Source organism: Acidobacteriota bacterium, from assembly GCA_016713675.1.
In the GTDB taxonomy this organism is placed as follows: Bacteria; Acidobacteriota; Blastocatellia; order Pyrinomonadales; family Pyrinomonadaceae; genus OLB17.
The window spans coordinates 942,604-962,352 of record JADJOS010000001.1 but is presented as its reverse complement, the minus strand read 5'-3'; the positions used below and the strand labels follow the sequence as shown (position 1 = coordinate 962,352).

The 19,749-nt window shown below is 54.2% G+C and carries 14 protein-coding genes; 2 read left to right on the top strand and 12 right to left on the bottom strand.

The features are described 5' to 3' along the window. Positions 1–16 precede the first annotated feature (16 nt). Positions 17–1,903 carry a PKD domain-containing protein gene (locus tag IPK01_04295; GenBank protein MBK7932712.1) on the bottom strand — a complete coding sequence of 629 codons (1,887 nt, stop codon included), beginning with the start codon at positions 1,901–1,903 and terminating at the stop codon, positions 17–19. A gap of 208 nt (positions 1,904–2,111) precedes the next feature. Beyond that, positions 2,112–3,023, bottom strand: coding sequence for a LysR family transcriptional regulator (locus IPK01_04290; GenBank protein MBK7932711.1), 912 nt, complete (start codon positions 3,021–3,023; stop codon positions 2,112–2,114). A 93-nt stretch (positions 3,024–3,116) separates the two neighbouring features. On the opposite strand from IPK01_04290, the gene IPK01_04285 reads away from it, so the two are divergent. Next, positions 3,117–4,589 carry an MFS transporter gene (locus tag IPK01_04285; GenBank protein MBK7932710.1) on the top strand — a complete coding sequence of 491 codons (1,473 nt, stop codon included), beginning with the start codon at positions 3,117–3,119 and terminating at the stop codon, positions 4,587–4,589. Positions 4,590–4,653: 64 nt separating this feature from the next. On the opposite strand, the gene IPK01_04280 is transcribed toward IPK01_04285, so the two are convergent. From IPK01_04280 to IPK01_04260, 5 genes are all read right to left on the bottom strand, one after another. Continuing rightward, positions 4,654–6,249 carry a hypothetical protein gene (locus tag IPK01_04280; GenBank protein MBK7932709.1) on the bottom strand — a complete coding sequence of 532 codons (1,596 nt, stop codon included), beginning with the start codon at positions 6,247–6,249 and terminating at the stop codon, positions 4,654–4,656. Further along, positions 6,246–8,492, bottom strand: a complete 2,247-nt coding sequence (locus IPK01_04275) for a TonB-dependent receptor (GenBank protein MBK7932708.1) — start codon at positions 8,490–8,492, stop codon at positions 6,246–6,248. Before IPK01_04275 ends, IPK01_04280 begins: the two co-directional genes overlap by 4 nt. A gap of 228 nt (positions 8,493–8,720) precedes the next feature. Then, on the bottom strand, positions 8,721–9,362 hold the full coding sequence (locus IPK01_04270) for an NADAR family protein (GenBank protein MBK7932707.1): 642 nt from the start codon (positions 9,360–9,362) through the stop codon (positions 8,721–8,723). 617 nt (positions 9,363–9,979) lie between these two features. Beyond that, the gene (locus IPK01_04265; protein ID MBK7932706.1) at positions 9,980–10,366 is read right to left on the bottom strand and encodes a helix-turn-helix domain-containing protein; all 387 of its coding nucleotides are present in this window, start codon (positions 10,364–10,366) and stop codon (positions 9,980–9,982) included. 282 nt (positions 10,367–10,648) lie between these two features. Continuing rightward, entirely contained in the window at positions 10,649–11,452 is an 804-nt protein-coding gene (locus tag IPK01_04260) for a CbbQ/NirQ/NorQ/GpvN family protein (GenBank protein MBK7932705.1), read from the bottom strand. Positions 11,453–11,484: 32 nt separating this feature from the next. Here IPK01_04260 and IPK01_04255 point away from each other — a divergent pair, with 32 nt between their 5' ends. Beyond that, positions 11,485–11,952 (top strand): GNAT family N-acetyltransferase, encoded by a 468-nt coding sequence (locus IPK01_04255; GenBank protein ID MBK7932704.1) that lies wholly within the window; start codon positions 11,485–11,487, stop codon positions 11,950–11,952. A gap of 1 nt (position 11,953) precedes the next feature. Here the strand turns inward: IPK01_04255 and IPK01_04250 are convergent, their stop codons facing one another. The 5 genes from IPK01_04250 to dprA form a co-directional block, all read right to left on the bottom strand. Then, a complete protein-coding gene (locus tag IPK01_04250) occupies positions 11,954–12,736 on the bottom strand; it encodes a hypothetical protein (protein MBK7932703.1) in 783 nt (260 codons plus the stop codon). Between the two features lie 129 nt (positions 12,737–12,865). Next, positions 12,866–14,605 (bottom strand): M20/M25/M40 family metallo-hydrolase, encoded by a 1,740-nt coding sequence (locus tag IPK01_04245; protein ID MBK7932702.1) that lies wholly within the window; start codon positions 14,603–14,605, stop codon positions 12,866–12,868. A gap of 335 nt (positions 14,606–14,940) precedes the next feature. Next, positions 14,941–15,522, bottom strand: coding sequence for a methyltransferase domain-containing protein (locus IPK01_04240; GenBank protein ID MBK7932701.1), 582 nt, complete (start codon positions 15,520–15,522; stop codon positions 14,941–14,943). Between the two features lie 236 nt (positions 15,523–15,758). Continuing rightward, on the bottom strand, positions 15,759–18,323 hold the full coding sequence (gene topA, locus IPK01_04235; protein MBK7932700.1) for a type I DNA topoisomerase: 2,565 nt from the start codon (positions 18,321–18,323) through the stop codon (positions 15,759–15,761). 278 nt (positions 18,324–18,601) lie between these two features. Further along, on the bottom strand, positions 18,602–19,729 hold the full coding sequence (gene dprA, locus IPK01_04230; protein ID MBK7932699.1) for a DNA-protecting protein DprA: 1,128 nt from the start codon (positions 19,727–19,729) through the stop codon (positions 18,602–18,604). Positions 19,730–19,749 lie beyond the last annotated feature (20 nt).

The following is a 19,749-nucleotide window of genomic DNA, read 5'->3' as shown; positions in this document are numbered from 1 at the left end:
GAGATCGAAATTCCTATCAATTACTTTTCTTGACGGTCGCCGCTTTCGCAATGTTCGAATATGCTGAGAATATCGGTGAATTAAATGCCCTCACCCGATATCTGTACGTCCCCGGAGTCAATCCGATATTTATGTAACCGGTCGCGGTTCCCGCGACGACGGCGACCTCGGCGAAATCCGCGCAGTTCGAGCCTCTGCATCGTTCGATCCTTACTTCGGATTGAACGGTCGCACCGTTGGTCCAAGCGAGGCGGATAGAGGTTGGCGTGCGGCCAACTGCCGTCGGAGCAGACGGTGCCTCGACGTTCGGTGCATTTACCAAGATCGAACGGTTCACCGGCAGGCTCGTTACGCCGAGCATGTCAGTGACGGTGAGGGACGCAATATACGTTCCGGGTGTCGTATAAATGTGTGACGTCTGAGCTCCGCTGCCGGTAGAGCCGTCGCCAAAATCCCATGCCCATGACACGATCGGGCTGCCGCCTGCGATCGATCCGCTCCCGTTAAAAGCCACATTCAGCGGAGACGTGCCGGATGACGGCGTCACCGTCATCACGGCGACCGGTTCCAGAGGCGTAAAGATGCCTCCCGGCCTGAAGCAAGTGATAAGTGCGTCATAGCCGCCTGTCGCACAGACGTCGCCGTTAGGCAGGGCAGACGCCCAGACCGTTGCCTGTTGTGAACGGCCTTCCCACAAAAGAACGCCGGTCGGACCATAACCGACGGTATAGCCGGGCCAGAATCCTCCCGGCAGGGTCGGGCCTCCTCGGCCGGTCACTACTGTCGTGCCGTTGGCCATGGCGATTATGCCGCTCGGGATCTCGTCAGTGTTGAGCCCGCCGTCACGTACCGCTTCCCATCGAACGGTTCCGTTCGCATTTAGCGCCGCCGTGTACCAATCTAAAAATCCGCGTGTAGCATGGCCGGTCACGACGAGACTGCCATCGAGGGCTCGGGCGATCCGCCCCCCTGCCGCACCGGTACTGTCGGACGGCCGCTTATCGGTTCGCCAGATCTTTGCTCCGGTCACTCGGTCATAAGCGATCACCGTTAGCCACTGAGTGATCGCAGGTGTTCCGACACCGGTCGTTCCCTGGCCGGCGACGTATATGCGTTCTGCGTCAACGACCAGATCGCTCGCCGCTGTGCCTTCGGCACTGGTGGTCAGCCAACGGCGTGTTCCTGTGCCCGTGTCAAATGCGGTCACGCTCCAATTACCGCCTAACGCACCCGCCAGGATAACGTCCGCTCCGTCAGGGCTTATCGATGCCGCCGCATCTCGCACTGATGTGCTCGCCGACCAGAGTCGTACCCCGGCTGGACTGTATTTATAAAGTATCGAATTGTAGCTGAAGTAGACGTTTCCACCTGCATCCACGAGCAGCCGCCCGACAGTCAGAATCGTACTGGTCGAATCGACGCGCCACTGAAATGTTCCGTCAGATGAATAATGCACGACAACAACGTGACTCGTGAGCCCGCTTGACGTAAGTGACCGTCCGAGAGCTGTAATGTCGCCGTTTGGTGAGGAAACGATCCAATCGCCGACGAATGTACCCGCGAGCGGTATGATCGTTCGGGTCCAACGCAAAACACCTTCAGAAGTATAGGACGTAACTGCAAGATCCCGTCCGAAGGCCGGGCCTGAAACGATAGCAATGTTCCCGGATAGGTCGACACTCATCCGTCCTGCCTGCCCGATACCGTCGCTTCCGGCAAAAACGCCGCCTCGAGTCCACAACGGCGGAACCTGAACGGCCGCTATGGCCGAGTCTACGGCCGAAGACCGAGAATTTGAGAATCCACCGGAAACCGGAGAAGTTCCGCGTGCCTCCGAAGAAAAAAGTCCGCCCGCGGTCATTGCGATCAAGATGAAAAATATTTTTAATTCCCGGATCTTCATAATTGGTACCTCAACCGGCGCACCGCGGGATCCTAGAAGATGCCCTTTTGCACACATTACCACAGTGTCGATCGGGGCGTAGTAAAGACAAGATCTGACCATCCTTAGCGGATATCCGAAAAAAAGATCTCGTTGGAAGGGTACGGACGTGACCGGCAATGAGGATGCCCCGGATTGCGGTCGAGGTTCCTAACTGCAAAGGGTCCCGCTACTTCGGACCGTTCTTGCTATTGGCTGCGCACGTTTCGATCACGATGGCCCGAAGCCAGCGGTGGGCGGGGTCGGCGTCGAGCCGCGGGTGCCAGAGCAGCGAAACCGTGAATTCGGGAACCGTAACCGGAAGTGCGAAACTGTGCATTCCGCTGCGGAGATTTCCGGTGTGGCGTTCCGGGACGGTGGCGATCAGATCGGAGAAGCGGGCCAATGAGATCGCTGTGGCAAAGCCGCTGACGATCGTTACTATCTCACGTTCGAGGCGAAACGGCTCCAATCTTTCGTCGATCGGCCCTTTGGCAATGCCGCGGCGAGAAACGCTGATGTGACGGCCTGCGGCATAGCGTTTCGGGGTGACCTTGCCTTTGCTCAGCGCATGCCCCGGCCGTACGACACCTATCAGACGGTCGCGAAACAACGCCTGTGCCCGCAACTCGGGGCCAGTATCGTTTCCCACGACGCCGGTCTCGAGATCGACCTCAGCTTCGCGTAGCGACGTGCTCTCTTTGTCCGGCTTCTGCACGAAGCAGAGCCGCACGCCGGGAGCTTCGTCACCGACTCGAGCGATAAGATCGGGGCCGAAGTTGTCGACAAAACCCTCGCTCGTTCTCAGTGTGAATGTCCTGACGAGCTGTCTGAGATCCGGCGTCTCCGCCGGGCACAATGCCGACTTGGCGTCCTGTGCGAGCTGTCCGACAATTTTGCTGAGCTCGATCGCACGCGGAGTAGGGACCAGGCCGCGGCCGGCCCTGACGAGCAGCGGATCGCCGGTCGTCTCGCGAAGGCGTGCCAACGCACGGCTCATCGCCGACGGGCTGAGCCGCAGGCGCCGGGCCGCTCCGACGACACTTCCTTCGGCAAGCACAGCATCAAGCGTGTAAAGCAGGTTGAGATCCGGATCAGCCATTCGTCGATCATATCCTTACATAGCGTCAAACGCAATCATATAGTGCAACTCGTGCGTCTTCCGCCATATCTGTGAAACAGATATAGTGGATTTATGATGAAGACAAAGACCAAAGAACAAGATCACGCCGGAACGGGACCGATACCACTATCTGCTTCCGCACGTTGGGCTCTGGCGAGCCTTTCGCTTTCGATGCTGATGCCGTCGCTGGATACGAGCATTGCCAATGCCGGTCTGCCGACGCTGATGCAGACATTCGGATCGTCGTTTCAGCAGGTTCAGTGGATCGTACTCGCATATTTGCTCGCTATCACCACAATGATCGTCAGCGTCGGCCGGCTCGGCGATATCGTCGGTAGGCGAAAGTTGCTGCTTTACGGGATCGGCCTGTTCACCGCGGCATCGCTGTTGTGCGGCATCGCCCCTACGCTGCCGCTGTTGATCGCCGGGCGTGCTCTGCAAGGAGTCGGTGCCGCCATCATGATGGCACTGGCGGTGGCACTCGCAGGCGAGGCGGTTCCGAAGGAAAGGACCGGCAACGCGATGGGCCTGCTGGGGACGATGTCCGCGATCGGCACAACGCTCGGGCCTTCGATCGGCGGCATTTTTATGAAGGGATTTGGCTGGCGGATGATATTCCTCGTCAATGTGCCGCTTGGAATTGTCAATTTTTTGCTGGCACGACGTTTCCTTGCGGCCGATCGATATGATCCGACGAAGGATCGGCCCGCCTTCGACCATTTGGGCACAATACTGCTCGGCCTGTCGCTTGCGGCGTATGCTCTCGCAATGACGCTGGGGCACGGGAGCTTTGGGCCGCTCAATATCGCGTTGCTGACGTCGGCCGTTGTCGGAGGTCTGTTGTTTTGGGTCTCGCAGGCAAAAGCGGTTTCGCCGCTGATAAGATTGGCGTTGTTTCGCGATCCGGTGCTGAGCGGCGGCCTTGCGATGAGCGCTATCGTTTCGACGGTAATGATGGCAACATTGGTCGTCGGGCCGTTCTATCTCTCGCGGGGACTCGGGCTTGAAACGGCTATGGTCGGGCTCGCTCTGTCGGCCGGGCCGCTGGTCGCGGCGATCGCCGGCGTGCCGGCCGGCCGCATTGTTGACCGCTTTGGCCCGCCGCGTATGACCATTATCGGGCTCGCCGGAATTGTGACAGGCTCATTGGCACTTTCGACCTTACCCGCGAGCTTCGGCATTGGCGGATACATTGCACCGATCATCGTGATCACAGCCAGTTATGCTCTCTTTCAGGCGGCCAATAACACCGCTATCATGACGGGAATCAAAGCCGAACAGCGAGGAACCATTTCAGGCATGCTCAGTCTATCCCGCAATCTCGGGCTCATCACGGGTGCATCCGCGATGGGAGCAATTTTTGCGGCAGCTTCGGCGGCGACCGATCCGGCTTCTGCCGAATCGGAAGCAATTGCCGCCGGTTTGCGGGCCACATTCGCTGTTGCGGCCGCACTGATCGCCGCTGCTATCGTCATTGCATATTTCAGCCGTGCACATTTGCGGCAGGCAAATGCCGCTGAACTCGAACCGTGGGTTGGCTGCTGAAAAAAAAGCTGTCCGGAAACTTTCGTCTCCGGACAGCTTTGAGTCCCCCTTGTTTCCCCTTGAATTAGAACCTGAACTTAGCTCTAAACTGACCGACGCGAGGGCCGCCGACAGTGTTGGTGATGACGCCGAAATCGACCGAATCCTGGAGGTCCGAGTTCGGGTTTGCGAGATTGACCGTGTTAAATACGTTGAACATATCGAATCCGAGTTCAAAACTCATGCGTTCGTTGATCTGCGTATTTTTGGCAAAACTCATATCAAACCGTTTCTGCATCGATCCGCGAAAAGTGTTACGGCCGAGATTGCCGAACTGACCAAATGCCGATGAAAAACAACTGCTGTTGATAACCGCGAGATTGTTCGTTGTGCCGGTTGAGACCGCTTGATCGGCGGTGCAATTGATATTCGGCCGTCCAAATCCCGGGCGATAGATACCGCCTGCTCCGCGAGTCGTGCTTGTCAGCTGCGAGACATTGGCAATTTCGGGCTCCGAAGCGAATACCGTGAACGGTGTTCCGGATTGAGCCTGGAAGAAGCCCGAAACGGACCAACCGTTGACCCAACGGCTTTTCATACCACCGGTCGGGATCTCCCAAACAAAATTTGTCGAGAACCGATGCGTGCGGTCAAAATCGGAGAGTGCTCGGTTGTTCTCGAGATTACGCGAGTCGCCCTGGGCGATGAAACCGCTGTTCGGAACGTCAGGCTTGCCGCTGCCGGCTGTGCTTCCCGGATCGGTGGACATCGTGTCGATCGATTTTGAGAAGGTATACGCGACGTTGAATTGCAGGCCTTTGGAAAGCCGCTTTGTCAGGCTAAACTGGCCGCCGTGATAGTTTGACGAGCCTCTTGACTGGAGGAGCAGTGCCTCAGGAACGTTGAACCCGAGGATAGGTACGCGGGCCTCGAAATTGATGAAAGTTCCGTTGGCTGACGAGAGATTCAGATCCTGACGTCCGGTGACGGTGTTCAAAAATCCGAACGCTACGCCTGTTCCGCGTAAACGTGCGGTCGAACCGGCATTTAACGGGCCGTTCGGCGAACCGGCGGCAACATATGCCTGATTGAACCGTTCGTAGATGTGGTCCGGTGTGTTCGGGTCATTGAGGTCAAATCCCTGATTGAGTGCCGTAGCGATCAACAGATTTTTGCCCTTAGTGCCGACGTAACGAGCCTCGAACATCAGGTCCTTCATCAATTCGTATTGAACACCGACATTCCACTGATGGACATACGGAGTTCTCAGGTTACGGTCGATCGCACGAAACTCGAATGTCTCGGCGATGTTGCCGCGGGTACAGTTGACACCGGTCGTGACAATGCAATTGGTACCTTGCGGCGTTCCGCGAGAATCGACAAACACCGGCGTGTTGTCGCGAATATTATAGCTACCCGTGGCACCCGAACCGCGAACGATTCGAAACGGCAACCACTGGTTGAGCGGAATATTTGTCGGGACGCCGGAGAATGCCGAGGTGATGGGCACGCCGCCGCTGGGCACGGTGATCTCGACCTCGCGTAGGAAAGGATAATTTGAGAACACTGTGTTAATGAACGCCGCTGACGGCCGATCGTAAAAGATGCCGTATCCTCCGCGGAAGACGAGCTTGTCGTTGACCGCATAGGCGACGCCGATACGTGGTGCAAAGTTGTTCATGTCCTGGCCGTTGAGCGTGTGTTTGTTGTTTGTTCTCGTTGTAGCGGCGATCGCCGAATCAACGATACTAATGCTGGTGTTGCTGACGTTGCTAGGCACGATAAAGCCGGCAGTCGGATTGTCGCAAAGTGCGTTCGTGCCGCCCGTCGGAGCGAAACACGGCAGATATGGCTCGAGGTCAAAGTTTCCGATGCGGCCGTTTTTTCGGTCGGCCACATAAAGAGTTCGTACCGCAGACCGAGTGTCAGATTGAGCTTACGAGTGATCTTCCAATCGTCGGTGATGTAGAAACCGAAATCCTGAAATCGGAACGCCTTGTCGGTGATGCCGTACTGAGTGTCGGCCTCGGTCGCATTGCCCGTGAGAAACTGCGTGAACGAATCAAATTTTTCAAATTCGGTCGCCTGTTCCTCGGGCAGATTGGTGTCATACGCGTGACGCTTATGCTCACCGCCGAACTTGATGCTGTGGTTTCCGCGTGTCCAGCTGACGTTGTCGGCGATACTGTATGTGATCTGCTTTCGCTTGTTGAATGAATCGTTCGGACCGCCGAATGAAAAGTTAGCCAGATTGTTTCGGCCGATATAGTGTCCGAGCCGCGTCGTCGCGACGCTTGTATCAAAGGTCGACGCCGGATTGTTGACGCCGACAAAAGCGTTTGTAAAATCACCTGTCGAGAAATCGTCGGTCAACGCACGCGTATTGTTGAGGTAAAAATAACCAAATCGCACTTCGTTAATGAACGTCGGTGTGAAGATATGAGTGTCGCCGATCGAGATCGTGCGGTTGCGGTCGTTCTTGTCGAGAACGGTGGGCGACGCCAGGCTGTTCGGGTCAGGGAACGAATCCTGTGCCGGGAAATTTGAAAAGAACAGCGTGCCGCTCAGCGTGTTTTTAGAATTGATCTGGCCGTCAAGCCTGCCGGTGAACTGATGCTGTTTGAATAGCGAAGGTTCGACCGAGATGACCTCAGCTAACTGGTTATTGCGCTGGCGGGTGACCGATGTAACATTCGGGAAGAATCCGGACTGGAAAGAACCGGTGCCGGTCTGATCGACAATGCCGAGCGGCCGGAAATTCGTGATGCTCGGCAGATAAAAGCCTCCGGTCACGTTATTTCGGAGATTGAGGATACGCCAGGCGACGTCGCTGATGTCTGACGCGAGCAGGCAGTTCGTACCGACGGTGCAGCCGTTGAACTGGTTGAACGCTGCGGCGATAGCTGCTTTTGAACGGTCATCGCCAAGTACGGAGAACGCCATCGGCAGGACGGTCCGTGTCCTCGCGGTCGGTACGAGGCCGGTGTTTGCATTGGTGTACTGGTAACCACCGAAGAAGAAGAATCTGTCTTTGACGATCGGACCGCCGAGCGTAAAACCGGTCTCGACGCGATCCGCTCTAGGTTTTTCGTTGTTGCTCTCTTTGAGGAAAAACTCGTTCGAGTTCAGGTTCTTGTTCTGAAGATAATAATATGCCGAGCCATTCAGAGTGTTGCCGCCCGATTTGGTCACAAGCTGAAAGTTGCCGCCGCCGCTGCGTCCGGTCGAGGCATCGTAAAGCGAGGTTTGGAGTTTTACTTCCTGCAGCGTTTCGGGTGCGGGCGAGATGTTGTCGTTAAGCGAACCTTCGTTGCTGGTGATGTTGGTCGCGTCGATGCCGTTATACGACAGGCTTGTTGACGTTGTCCGCGTACCGTTGACCGATGGCGAGATGTTGCCACTGCCGTTTACGCCGACCGGCGAAAGCTCCGATGAAACGCCGGCTTCGGCCGACAAGAGCCCGGTAAAACTGCGGGTCGAGGTCGGCATCTTGGTAAGCTGTTCGCCGGAGATCTGACGTGAAACGGTTGCCGACTCAGACTGGACCAGCGGTTGATCGCCCGATACGTTGACAAACACATCTGACGAGCCGACCTCCAGAATGACATCGACGCCACGTGTCACCGAAGCCTCGACATTGACGCTGTCGCTTACGGCTTTTTTGAAGCCTTCCTTTTCATACGAGACCGCGTATGTGCCGACCGGCAGGAGAGCTAAGGTCCAATGGCCTTCGTTGTTGGTAGTGGTGTTTCGGGTAAAGTTGGTTGCCAGATTCTTGACCGTGACATTGGCACCCTGAATGACAGCCTTGTTTGAATCTGCGACGGTGCCGCTCAGGCCGCCGGTCGCCTGGGCAAACGCCGCCGGGACGATCATCATTGCAAAAACTATGGTAATAAATCTCGCGATAAGATTCGATTTCATCGTGACTCCTTTGGATTTCATCTAATAACTTGAAAACGACGAGGGTCTACAGCTCGGGCCGTAAGATCTCGTCTCAGTTCTTTTTTTAAATTTCTCGGTAGCAAGAGTGAGGATATTTCCGCGAGGTTACAGCGAGGTGAATCGGGTGTTAAATGGGTGTTAAATCTTACGGAGGTATTGCCACAGATCGCACGGATAAAACGGATCAATCAATTTTTCTTATCCGTTTTATCTGTGTTTATCTGTGGCCAATTCCTTTCTTATCTGCATCCAGAGGTCGTAGTATTTCCACTCGGGTGGTGGATTTGGTTCGCCGTGGTGGTCGGGTTTTAGGATGAGGTCGCCGGTGGCTAGGAGGATGCGTTTTACTTCGGGGTTTTGGTCGGCTTTGGCACGCATGGCGGCGAGGATGAGTTTGTAGTGTTCGCCGGGCGTGGCGGAGCGGTATGGGAAACGCTTGCCGTCGAATGTCACCCAGTCGATGCCGAGCGTTTTCATGTTTTCCTCGGCGAGCGTTCCGGCGGATTTTGCTTCGAAGGCGGTCATCTGGGCGACCTGTTCACGGGTGTATTTCCAGGTCACGCGTTTGTCTTTCGCACGCTCGTCGTCCGGCCCTTCTGGATAAAGCATCATCTGCCAAAAGCCCTCGACGCTCGCGTACCGCTTGCCATAAAGCTCAAACGGCGTCGCCGCAAAGTTCGACAATATGCCAAGCTCATTCCGCTTCGACAAAATAACCTCCCCAGCCTCCGCTTCCTGCGGCAATATCTCCCAGTCGGGTTTGTTAGGATCGCCGATTGCCGCGAACCAAATAGCCCTCGGCAAGCCATATTTATTTCGCTTTCTTCCTGATATCGATCTTTGTTTCAACTCCAGTAGTGTTTTTTCAGGAAGACTTGAAACGCCGAACCGAACCGAATGGTCAACACTTCCGTATCTGTGCCCGCCAGGAGGCGGACGCTCTTGTTCCCAGATGTAGTCGAATGTTACCGATATACCGTTAAGGTCAAGTAAGTCTAAGTGCGAAAGTGGCACTCCAAAGAGAATGTTTTGGCCTTCAGAAAGGATCTCGCCGCCGCTCACATGACTCCAGCCGCTATGTTTGGTCTTCCCTCGTTCCGTAAAGCTATATCGGACACCAAGAACCAACGCACCGTCGGGTCGTGGTCCGCCGCCAATATACAGGTGCTTACTATGCGAGCTCGGAACTCGAATAGGAGGGTAAAAATAAAAACTTGATCTTGGTACGTAATAACCCGTTTCAGTGCTAGTCGTGATACTAACGGGACACGAGGAATTATTGTGCAACCGCAACAGAACTCCATCTTGTGCCTTGATAGTCTCTTCAGTCCAGAGTTCCACAACCCTCTCGAAAGTAATAAATACCGAGTCGCGGTTCTTGTCTATCAAACGACACTGAGCCGCACTCGGCGCAGCGGCGACGCAAACGACGAAACCCATACAGATTGCTATTATGATGCCTTTCCTCATGGTTCTTTAGATGCATCTGAGGAGATATCCGTCACCTTCGAACCATCTTTCAGCTCAGCAAGCATCTCGCCGAGCTTCTCCAGTTTATCGAGCGGGAGTTCGCGGAGGGTGGCTTGGATGTCGTTTGTTTGTTTGGTGAGGGTGCGGAGGGCGTGGGTGTCGTGGACGACGGTTTTGCCGTCCTCGCGCCAATCGAAAAGGTCGTTCGGCGTGCAGTTGAGCAGCAGGCAGAGGCGTTCGAGGTGGTCGGGCTTGATGTAGCCAAGCTGATAATTGAGCCACGAATGCACCGTCTGCGGCACAAAACCGTTCTTGACCAGCCAACGATACGGCTCGTCGATCCCGCGCGTCTTTAAGATCCTCTTAATATCGAAATAAAGCATCTCTCACCCTCTTTGAAGAGAAAGATAGCACGTTTTATTAAAGGTGAAAAGAGTTTTTTAGATAGTCACGAGAGACAAATCAAATGTGTAGTGCATTGAATCAAATATGACGCACTTTATCTTTATATTGCAGTACTTTTTCTTAAATCTTACGTACTTTTTCTCAATTCTGACAAACTTTTTCTCAATAGTGACGTGACGGGAATAAAAGATGACGTTATATTTGTTCACTGACGTACATGCCGCCCGCTTACGCAGGCGGTTCTGACAGGATGCGAGCCGCTAAATTATCGTCGTTACGATCTCTCTGATACTTCGCTGTAGCTCGCGGTCGTCGGTTATGGGGGAGCAGATGGCGACTTCGGCGGCGGCGATGGGGGTGATGCCTTGGGCGATCATTTGGGCGGCGTAGATGAGGAGACGGGTGGAGACGCCTTCTTCGAGGCCGTGGCCGCGGAGGTTGCGGACCTTTTGGCCTATTTTGACGAGGTCGGCGGCGGTTTCGATGTCGATGCCGCCTTCTTTGGCGACGATCTCGGCCTCGGCCTCGGCGTTCGGATAGTCAAATTCCATCGCGACGAAGCGTTGGCGCGTGGATTGTTTCAGATCTTTGAGGATCGACTGGTAGCCCGGATTGTACGAGACGACGAGCATGAAATCGTCGGGAGCCTCGATCACGGTGCCGCGTTTTTCGATCGGCAGACGGCGGCGGTCGTCGGTGAGCGGGTGGATGATGACGACGGTGTCTTTGCGGGCCTCGACGACCTCGTCGAGGTAGCAGATCGCACCGTGGCGAACGGCGGTCGTCAAAGGGCCGTCGTGCCAAACCGTTTCTTCGCCTTCGAGCAAGAAACGGCCGACAAGATCGGTCGAGGAAAGGTCTTCGTGACAGGCGACGGTGATGAGCGGGCGATTTAGGCGATGCGCCATGTATTCGACAAAACGCGTCTTGCCGCAGCCGGTCGGCCCTTTGAGCATCGCGGGGAGTTTCGCCGCAAACGCCGCTTCGAAAAGCTCGACTTCCTGTCCGATGGGTAAATAAAACGGTTCGCTCGCTACCTTGTACTGTTCGACTGCTAGTTCCATAAAAGAATAATGTTATACCATACGATAAAAATATGCTCACGATCACCCAAGCCGAGACGGATGAACAGATAACCGAGGCAAAAACGCTCTTTCGCGAATACGAAGCGTGGCTGGGGATGGACCTATGCTTTCAGGGTTTCGAGGCAGAGCTTGAAGCATTGCCGGGCAAATATGCGATGCCGGACGGACGGCTTTATCTTGCATATTCAGATGAGAACCTCGCGGGCTGCATCGCGCTCAGAAAGCTCGACGACGGCATTTGCGAGATGAAACGTCTGTTTGTCCGCGACGGCTTTCGTGGTGAGAAAATCGGCGTTCAGCTCATCGAAAAGCTGATCGACGATGCGAAAATGATCGGCTATTTAATGATGCGGCTCGACACCTATCCGCCGAAAATGGGAAAAGCCGTGACACTTTATGAGTCTCACGGCTTTGTTTCGATCCCGCCGTACTACGATAATCCGCATTCCGACGTGCTGTTCATGGAACTAACGCTCTAAACTACTGCATTCCACTGCCAAAGCTGCTGCCGTAGGCATTCGGCGGCGGAGGCGTCATATTGAATTGCCGGTCGATCAGCGGAAAGACCTGCCGGTATGCAAAGGCATTGGCCACCCAAATGACCGGGATCGCCACAAAAAGCCCTAAACACAGAGCCAATGTACCGAGTATCGCTGCCACTGCACCCAAGAGGATCAGCAATATCATACCGCCCAGATTGGCGACGGCTGCACTCATACTCAGCTTGATCGCCTCGATCGCGCCGATATCGTTCTCAAGTGCGATAGGTATTGCAAACTGAAGAGCAATACTCCAAACGATCGATATGATCGCGAATACCAAACCTACAAAGACCATGACGATCGAGATTCCCTCAGCCAGGCCAAAATTCGGTATGTCCGACTGGAAAAAATTGATATTGCCGTTCGATGCGCCCGACAGAGCCTGTCCAATGTTCATTGAGAACCTGATGATCTGAAAGATCACGCCCGGGATCGACTGGATCAGGCCGATCACCATCAGGGGCACAAACTTATCAAAACCCTTGAACATCATCCCGAAATCCACGGGCTCGCCGCGCATATCCTTAAGAGCGAGAAAGTAAAAACCGCCCATGATCGGCCCGACCAGGAAAAGGCTGACGAGCGGGATACAGCCGATCATAAGCATCGTTACGATCCCGACACCCAGATAAAGGCCAAATTTATTATTGACCAGCGACCACGCGTTCCCATAACAGTCCGACGCATTTATCGCACCGCTTTCATATTGTAAATTGCTCATAGTTTCTTCGAGGGTCAGGAATTTTCAAAAAGATAATAACCGAGATACGCTCAAAAGCAAAAGAAGTTCGCCCAATGAAAACGCAATTGTTTCATCGGGCGATCATTTCAAACAAATTTGAATTTGAAACTACTTCTTCGGCATTTTTTCGTCCATCATCGCCGTTTGATAGACGAATGTGGCGAGGATGATCGACATTTGTTTCATATCATCCGCCTGAATGCGGTCGAATACGTCCATATTCGAGTGGTGAGTGCGCGTGTCGTATTCGATCACGTCCTGGATGAACTGGAAACCGGGCAGGCCGATGGCATCGAAAGCGAGGTGATCGGTACCGCCTGTGTTCGATGACGTCAGCGTGGTCGCTCCCATTTCCTTGAACGGCGTGAGCCAACTTCGGAAAATGGGGCGGACATTCTCATTGCCCTGCATATAAACACCGCGGATCTTGCCGGTGCCGTTATCGATATTGAAATATGCGGATAGTTTGTCGTATTCAGGCAGCTTGGTCAGCGGCAAAGCCGCTTGAGCCTGGCCTCCGCCTCCACCGCCGCCGAAGGCCGGTGCCGTACCGTCTCCGCGGTAGCCAAAATGCTGTCGCACATATGCACGCGATCCCAGCAAGCCCTGCTCCTCGCCGGACCACAAAGCGATGCGGATCGTACGCCGCGGCTTTAGGCCGAGTGTTTGGAGTATTCGGACCGCTTCCATCATAACGGCACAGCCGGCACCGTTATCGGTAGCTCCTGTTCCGCCCTGCCACGAGTCGAGATGGCCGCCGAGCATGACGACCTCTTCCTTCAATGTCGGATCCGAGCCCGGAATTTCAGCGATCGTGTTGTAGCCATTCAAGTCCTGATCTTGGAATTCGACGGCGAGATCGACCGTCATTGTGACCTTTTCGCCGGCATCTATCATTCGGCTCATTCGGTTAAAATGTTCGACGGCGGTGCTGATCTGGATCGGCACATTCGCTCCCTTTGTGCGGACGTTCATCGGCGGTTGGCCGGGCGTGGGCGTTTCGGGCGGCACAACGGCGGCTCCTTGAACAAACACCGTACCGCCATCGCCTCTTCCGGCATCGACGAGAATTGCAGCTCCCTCGGACGAGAGAAAACGCATACGTTTGGCATTGAACTGCTGCATCTGAGCGAAATTTGTCGGGAGTCCCGCCGGCGGGCCTGCTGCACGCTGGACGCTTGCCGGATTTGGAGCATCGGCAAGTTCGAGCAGTTCTTTTTCAGAGGCTCGTTTGCCTTCAGGTTCGAAATGAGCTTTGACCTCACGCATCGCACCGATAAGGACGATCTTGCCCTTTAACTTGCCTTTGTATTGTTCGAGATCTTCTTCTTTGGTCGCGCTGAAGCGTACGACCTCGGCGGTATACGCCGTACTTTGCGGAGCGGCAGCAACCGGCGTTTTGCCTTTCTTTGCCTTTGGATCAACTACCGGGGCAGGAAACAGCGTGTCGGTTCCAGGCGACCACGCTTTCGGATAGGCAATGACGGGAAAAGCGACCGGTCCGTCGACCATCGCCGAGAATCTCTTCAGCGTCCAACCACGGCCGAAAGGGCCCCATGATTCAAGATGGGCATTCTGCAATCCCCATTTTTCAAGCGTTTCACGCGTCCAGTCGTTTCCGCGTTTCATTCCCGGCGAACCGGTTAGCCGAGGGCCGATGACATCGGTCATATAACTCAAGGTCTGCATCACCTGCGAACGGTTCATTCCCTCGTCCTTGATCTTGTCGATGACCTCTTTCGGGGCATTGTAAACTGCCTTTGCGGGCGCCGTCGTCTGTGCAAACGAAGCGGTCGGAAGCAGAATTGCGGAAATCAGCAGAACGCCTGCGATCTTGCGTCGTAACATTACTTATTTCTCCTGAAGATGAATTGAATCTGTTTGACTAGATTTGGTTATTTATACCACAAAACCGGCGGAAAGGTTTCAGGCCGGCCCTCGCCGCCCGCCCGGGCCCCCCGCGCCCCGCGCGCCGCCCGGGCCCGGCCCCCCCCCCCCCCCGCCCGGCCGCTTTGTGGGTTCGTTGGCCCCCCCCCTCTTGGCGGGCGGCGCGGGCGCCCGGGCGCGGTCCCCCCCCCGCCGGCCCCGCGGGGGGTTTTTTTTTGGTGCGGCCTTTTTTCCTTTTTTTCCCCGGTTGTCCTTTGGCATCAAAAACAAATGGTCGACTCTGAAAGTCAAGATGTCTAAAGCGCAATCGCCGCGGTAGCGGCAAGCTCGCTCACACTCTTTAGTACCAGCGGGCTGCGTTTTGATTTACCGTAACGATTTCTGAGGAATTCGCGAAGCTTGATGGCCGGCGGCAAATAATAGCCGTGAGCATATTGGAACATCCGAAATTCGCAACCCTCGCCCATGAATTTTTCGATCTCCATGAGAACACTCTCGCTCACTTCCTTCGGCAGTGAGACGAACGGCAAACAGCATACGACATATCGCACTTTGCCGAGGCCTGATTCCTGATGGATCTGATATGCATTGGCTGCGCTGCCGCAGATAATGTTGAGATCGTCGAATTTGGTCCTTAACGATCTGACGAGATTTTCGTCAAGCTCGATGCCGAGATATGCCCGTTTGCTCGGTATGATCTCCTGCAGGTATTTTGTGATCGCCCCCGTGCCAACGCCGAGTTCGAGAACGATGTTGTCATCGTCCGGCTCGATCCCCTGCAGCATCTCGGCCGCAAGTTCGGGTGAACTTGGTGCAATCGCCCCAACCTTTGCCGGGTTTTTCAGAAATGCCTTTAGAAACTGGAGATTTTCGTTCATTCGCGTCAGCCTAGAGCTCGGCTGCCTCGTTGGCAACATTATCCAATGTTAAGTTTATGTTATCGACTGCCATTTTATAATCACGGAATTCGTTTTGGCAATATCGGACGGTTTCGACTTTCTTGGCCGTCTTATCGAAAGGAACTTCGCGCCGTATTTGAATCACGATTCCCGGACCGGCTTGCCCCAAGATACGCCGCTGTATTTTGGTAATTTCGGCCGACAGGCCGTTTCCGTTATCTACCGATATTTTTCGCCCTTCTTTTGGCAGGTGCCTTTTTAGCAGGAGTCCTTGTCTTCTTTGCAAATGCGTCCGGCACTTCGGCTTCGATGAGTTTTTTTACCTGTTCCAGCGTCAGAATGGATGCCTCCTCCGCAGTGGAGCGTGTGCCATTGGCTTTCTTGGGAAGTGAAATGATCTTTTTACCGAATTTGATGACAGGTCCCCAACGGGCATTCTCGAGCGATATCTTTTCATCCTCCCAACGCTGTATGTAGCGGTTTGCTTCCTTGCTGACCTTAGCTTCGATGAGTTCGTTCATCTCGCCTTGGGTCAGATTCGCAAAATCATACCGCCGCGGCACGTTGATGAATAGACCATCCCATTTGATAAAGGGCCCGAAACGGCCCGTTCCTTTTGTGATCGGTTTAGCGTCGTATTCACCAACGGGAGCGTCTGCCACCTGTTTAGCTTTAATAAATTCGATCGCTTTTTCCGTGTCCACGCTTCCGAGGTCGGTTCCGCGGGGAATGGAAATAAATTCGTCGCCCCATTTTACATACGGCCCGAAACGGCCAATGTTCACGGACAACTCCTTGCCGTCGTAGCTGCCCATCGCGTCCTGCAATTTGAACAGGGCAAGCGCTTCTTCAAAGGTTATGGTCTCGATGCTCTGTCCGGGCGGGACCTTTGCAAATCTCGGTTTTTCCTCTTCCGAGGCGCTGCCGATCTGGATGATCGGGCCATAGCGTGCCATGCGGGCAACCACCGGTTTGCCGCTTTCAGGGTCGGTTCCCAGTACTCTTTCGCCCTTCACACGCTCGGCATTTTCGATAGTATTATCGACGTCTTTTTTGAAAGGGCCGTAAAACTCGTCGAGCATGTCGTTCCACTGCAGTTTCCCTTCGGCTACATCGTCGAACTCTTTCTCGATCTTGGCGGTGAAGCCATAATCCATGATGGCATCAAAATATTGTTTGAGAAAATCCGTCACAACGAGCCCGAGGTCCGTCGGGAACAACTTGGCTTTTTCGGCACCGGTATTCTCAAATGCTTCTCGTTTGCTGATGAGATCGTCTTTTAATACCAATATCCTGTAAGCTCTCGGGGTGCCTTCCTTATCTCTTTTTTCTACATATTCCCTTTTCTGGATCGTAGAAATTGTCGGTGCATAGGTCGAAGGGCGGCCGATGCCAAGCTCTTCGAGTTTTTTGACCAGCGATGCTTCGGTGTATCTCGGCTGAGCACGGCTGAACCGTTCCGTTGCTCTGAGCTCTGACAGCGGCAGAGACTGCCCCACCGCCATGGGCGGCAGGAGGCCTTCGGACGATTCTTCCGTTTCGTCGTCATCCTTATCTTCCTGATAGACTTTAAGAAAACCGTCAAACTTCAATACTTCTCCCGACGCTGTCAGCTCTTCTTTGTTCGTGGAGATCTCGATCTTGACCGTAGTTTTTTCTAACTCAGCGTCAGCCATCTGAGAGGCCATAGTTCGCTTCCAGATCAGTTCATATAATCGCTGCCATTCCTGTTCCGGAATGGTTGTGGTACTCGTGTAGGTCGGGCGAATGGCTTCGTGTGCTTCCTGGGCGGATTCGTTCTTGTTCTTGAATTTGCGGAACTGCTGATATCTATCACCGTAGAGGTTGCTCACGGTTTGCGTAATGTCAGCCAGAGCAGTATCGCTCAGGCTTACGCTGTCCGTACGCATATAGGTAATATGGCCGTTCTCGTAAAGCTTCTGTGCGATCTGCATGGTCCTCGCCACACCGTAACCCAATTTTCTTGATGCCTCCTGCTGCAGCGTTGAGGTGGTAAATGGCGGTGCCGGAGTACGTTTCCCTGGCTTTACCTTAATATCGATCACCTTGTAGTCAGCACCAGTACATTCCTTCAAGAATGCTTCCGCATCTTCAGCACTGTTCTGTTTTCTACCTTCGGCCTTGAATGTGACTTGCTTTCCCGTTATGTCATCGGCAAAAAATAACCCTTCAATTTTGAAATGGCTTTCCTGCTGAAAAGCGTTTATCTCGCGTTCGCGGTCGGCGATGAGGCGTACTGCGACGCTCTGCACACGGCCGGCACTCAGGTTTTTATTGCTCGTACTGATCTTGCGCCAGAGAACAGGGCTTAGTTCAAATCCGACGATGCGATCGAGCACCCGACGCGCCTGCTGCGCCATTACCAAATTCATATTCACGGTGCGCGGGTTATTTACAGCAGCTTCGATGGCAGGTTTAGTGATCTCGTGAAAAACGATCCGTTTGGTCGTTGTCGGGTCGAGGCCTAATACCTCGCACAGATGCCAGCTAATTGCTTCTCCCTCGCGGTCTTCGTCAGTTGCGAGCCAGACTTCGTCAGATCTTTTCGCGAGCGACTTAAGTTCACTCACTACCTTTTTCTTGTCGTCAGGAACAATATAACTGGGAAGAAAATCATTCTCGATATCGATGCCCATGCCGGCCTTTTGCAGGTCGCGGATGTGGCCATAGCAACTATTCACCTGAAAATCTTTTCCAAGTATCTTTTCAATCGTCTTTGCTTTTGCCGGGCTTTCAACTATTAACAGATTCTTTGACATATTTCCGTGCGGTATTTAGTAAGGTTCTTGTGAAGTATTCGATATAAATTTACGAGTTAAGTTTCAGGTGTTTTGCCTTAAAAAATACTCACCGCCAGATACTCTCTTGTTGCGTTCGCGGCCGATTCGACTATTGCTACGCATTTTCCCATTTTGAAAAAAATACGTCAGACACAATATTTGTGCTGACGTTCTGACTGATAACACCTATCTGACTAGCCTGTCAATGTGAGGCTATACCATAGCGAAAATTAATACTGTGTGAAAACGCACAACGATCAGATGCGCCGTGCATAGTGTTTTCCCGGCAATACGCGGATCAGATCGCGGATGTCGAGCGAGACAAGGGCCGTATTCAGTTCGCCGAACGAAAGGCCGCATTGCTCCAGCAGGATGTCAATATGCACCGGTTCGTCCGGGTTCAATATCGACCAGATCGTTCGTTCGTTGTCATTCATATCGGCCGGTATCAGCTCAGGCTGTCGAACAGCATCCTCGGCCTTTTGTTTTTCGATCTTGGGCGGCAAAATCGACACGGCGATCTCGCTTGGAAGCTCGGAAACGATATCTTGCCATTGCTGGACGAGCTTGGCACCGCTCTTAATAAGGTAATTGGTGCCGAACGAGTTTCCGGATGTGATGTTCCCCGGAACGGCCATCACCTCGCGGTTCTGTTCCATGGCGAGCCGAGCGGTTATCAACGAACCGCTCCTTTCCGATGCCTCGACGATCAAAACTCCCAGGCTAAGCCCGCTTATGATGCGATTGCGGTACGGAAAGTTTTCCGCTAACGGTGGCGTGCCGAGCGGGAACTGCGAGACGATGCACCCGCCCGAGTCGAGTATCTCGCGCACGAGGCCGTTATTTTCGCGCGGATATACGGTGTCTATGCCGGTCCCGATGACGCCGATGGTTTTGCCCTTTCCGGCGATCGCACCGCGATGCGCGGCCGTGTCGATCCCGCGTGCAAGGCCGGAGACAACCGTTATTCCACGCGAAGCCAGATCACGCGACAGCATTTCGGACGCATTCACACCATATGTCGAACACATTCGCGAACCGATCACGCCGACGCCCGGCTGATCAAAACATGCCTGCCAGTCGCCCTTTACATACAGCACGGGCGGCGGATCGTCGATCTCGCGCAGCATCGTGGGATAGCTGCCGTCGTCAAGTATCAAAATGTCGCCGCCCAGAGCCTTTACACGTTCGAGTTCGGTAGCAGCCTTTTCGTGAAATTCCCGCTTTATTATGCTCTCGATCGTCTCCGGCTTGAGACGCAGCGATTCAAGCTCGGTCCTTCGCCCGTGAAACACAGCATCCGCCGAACCAAACCGCTCAAGCAGCTTCGTCGCGGCTCTCGGCCCAACACCCGGAGTCATATTCAAAGCGATCCAACCGATCATCGTCTTAACTATTCACTATT

What these genes read in the sequence shown, in the direction of transcription:
- IPK01_04265 (MBK7932706.1), bottom strand. Translation starts at nt 10,366, where the DNA reads ATGCTTTATTTCGATATTAAGAGGATCTTAAAGACGCGCGGGATCGAC.
- IPK01_04240 (MBK7932701.1), bottom strand. Translation starts at nt 15,522, where the DNA reads ATGAACGAAAATCTCCAGTTTCTAAAGGCATTTCTGAAAAACCCGGCA.
- IPK01_04245 (MBK7932702.1), bottom strand. Translation starts at nt 14,605, where the DNA reads ATGTTACGACGCAAGATCGCAGGCGTTCTGCTGATTTCCGCAATTCTG.
- dprA (MBK7932699.1), bottom strand. Translation starts at nt 19,729, where the DNA reads ATGATCGGTTGGATCGCTTTGAATATGACTCCGGGTGTTGGGCCGAGA.
- IPK01_04285 (MBK7932710.1), top strand. Translation starts at nt 3,117, where the DNA reads ATGATGAAGACAAAGACCAAAGAACAAGATCACGCCGGAACGGGACCG.
- IPK01_04250 (MBK7932703.1), bottom strand. Translation starts at nt 12,736, where the DNA reads ATGAGCAATTTACAATATGAAAGCGGTGCGATAAATGCGTCGGACTGT.
- IPK01_04260 (MBK7932705.1), bottom strand. Translation starts at nt 11,452, where the DNA reads ATGGAACTAGCAGTCGAACAGTACAAGGTAGCGAGCGAACCGTTTTAT.
- IPK01_04295 (MBK7932712.1), bottom strand. Translation starts at nt 1,903, where the DNA reads ATGAAGATCCGGGAATTAAAAATATTTTTCATCTTGATCGCAATGACC.
- IPK01_04280 (MBK7932709.1), bottom strand. Translation starts at nt 6,249, where the DNA reads ATGAACAACTTTGCACCACGTATCGGCGTCGCCTATGCGGTCAACGAC.
- IPK01_04290 (MBK7932711.1), bottom strand. Translation starts at nt 3,023, where the DNA reads ATGGCTGATCCGGATCTCAACCTGCTTTACACGCTTGATGCTGTGCTT.
- IPK01_04275 (MBK7932708.1), bottom strand. Translation starts at nt 8,492, where the DNA reads ATGAAATCGAATCTTATCGCGAGATTTATTACCATAGTTTTTGCAATG.
- IPK01_04255 (MBK7932704.1), top strand. Translation starts at nt 11,485, where the DNA reads ATGCTCACGATCACCCAAGCCGAGACGGATGAACAGATAACCGAGGCA.
- topA (MBK7932700.1), bottom strand. Translation starts at nt 18,323, where the DNA reads ATGTCAAAGAATCTGTTAATAGTTGAAAGCCCGGCAAAAGCAAAGACG.